Origin of the sequence: Rubneribacter badeniensis (assembly GCF_002899695.1) — a bacterium.
Taxonomy (GTDB): domain Bacteria; phylum Actinomycetota; class Coriobacteriia; order Coriobacteriales; family Eggerthellaceae; genus Rubneribacter; species Rubneribacter badeniensis.
On record NZ_PPEL01000158.1, the window covers coordinates 1 to 1,648 of the forward strand.

The window sequence follows — 1,648 nt, forward strand, 5'->3', positions numbered from 1 at the left end:
GATGAGGGCCGAGGCGAGGGGAGATGGTGCCGGGGGCGCACCGGGGGCGCTGAGGGCGCGCCCATGCCGCATCCTTCGAGGAGGTGTCGAGCGGCGCGCCAAGTGATGCGTCTCCGTCCGCTACCGCGACGGTGCTTCGGGTTTGGGTTTGCGGGCTTGGGTCGCGCTGCGCCGAACCCTGGCGTTCTCGGTCTGAGGTCTTCTCCTCGCTACATCCGTCCATGCGAGCCAGGGGGGGGGGTGACTTTCTTGACGCGGGAGGATACCATGACGATGGTACTCACCGTGTTATAGTGGGATGATAGGGTTTTGAAGAGAACCCGGGAGGACGATAGCTCGAGAGGGGCTTGAATGGGCAAGGTGAAACCGCAAGTCCCTATGCGCTTTGGTTTTGCCAAAGAGCTTGGGGAAGCGGTTCGCAGAATCGAGATGTGGGGATTTGCCCTCATGCTGGCTTGGCAAATGCGCGCGTTCGAGTCGATCGTGCCGTTTTGCGCAGGGCTTGAGGTGTCTCCGCTGTTCGTGACGTATGCCGCCGCGGCGTGCTTGGGCGCGCTGTGCTTCGTTGGCCGCAAGCTGGATTCGCCGATGTTCTCGCATCCTTGGACGCTCTCGTTTGCGCTGGTTGCGGGCGTGGTTGGTTCTCTGGCTTCCGTGCTCGTCGCATGCAGCGCGCTGGAAATGTGGGCATTGTACGTGGCGGCTGGGCTCGTGGGCCTTTCGTCGTCGATCCTTCTGTGCGCATGGGCGGTCGGTTTTGCGAGTATGACGGCGAACGAGGTGTTCGCAGCGGTTGCGGTTGCGTACGGTGCAGCGTCGGCGATGGGCTTGGCGCTTGTACTCGTCCCCATGCTTTGGAGCGTCGTTCTCATGGCGCTGTGCGGATTGGGAACGTGCGCGTGCCTCGTGGCGGTTTCAATTGGAGGCGTGAACGGGGGGGGGGGCTTTGGATGCGCCCCTGCCACGGCTCGACCGCATGGTTTGGGGAGGACGCTGCGCGTAGTGACGGGCCTTGCCATCTACGCGGTGGCGCTCGGCGTGACGGCCGGCACGCGAGCAGCCGACGTCCCGGCTTCCGGGGCGATTGCTCTCGACGGGGGCGTGCCGCTGCTCGGCCTAGGACTTTCGGCGTTGGTGGCAGGATGCTGGGCGTTCAGCCGGGGGCGGTTGGGGTTGGCGTTTTTCGTGCGGCTTTCCACGCCCTGCCTGGTGGTGATGTTCCTGGTGAACGCCGTTGTGCCGGCCTTCACCGTGTACGCTCCGATCGTTTCCGGGTGCGTGTGGGCGCTTGTCGTGCTGTTCGCCTTTTTGCTGACGCTTGAACTGGCTCGGCGCGAGGAGGTCGGTTTGGCCTCGTTGTTCCCGGCGGCTTTCTCGCTGCTGTTCTTGGGGTTCGCGGTGGGGGAGGCGTCTGGCCAGGTGCTGTTCCTGCATTGCGGATCCGCGTCGCAGACGGTGCTGTACGTGGATATCGTGCTGGTGGTGATCGTGGTGACGTCGGCGAGCTTTCTCATGACGAATTGGGGTCCCGATCTCGACCGTTCGGTGGGCACGGGAAGGCGCGCTTTTTCGGATACCGCCCCCGCAGCCCCTGCGGCTTCCGTCTCGGCCCCAGCCTCAGCCCTAGCCCCGGCCCCAGCCCCAGCTC

1 protein-coding gene is annotated in these 1,648 nt (G+C 64.8%); it reads left to right on the plus strand.

Annotated elements, in window-relative coordinates; all coding sequences use genetic code 11:
• Positions 1–447 precede the first annotated feature (447 nt).
• A partial coding sequence (locus C2L80_RS13425) for a hypothetical protein (protein WP_129589976.1) occupies positions 448–1,648 on the plus strand: 1,201 nt, incomplete at its 3' end.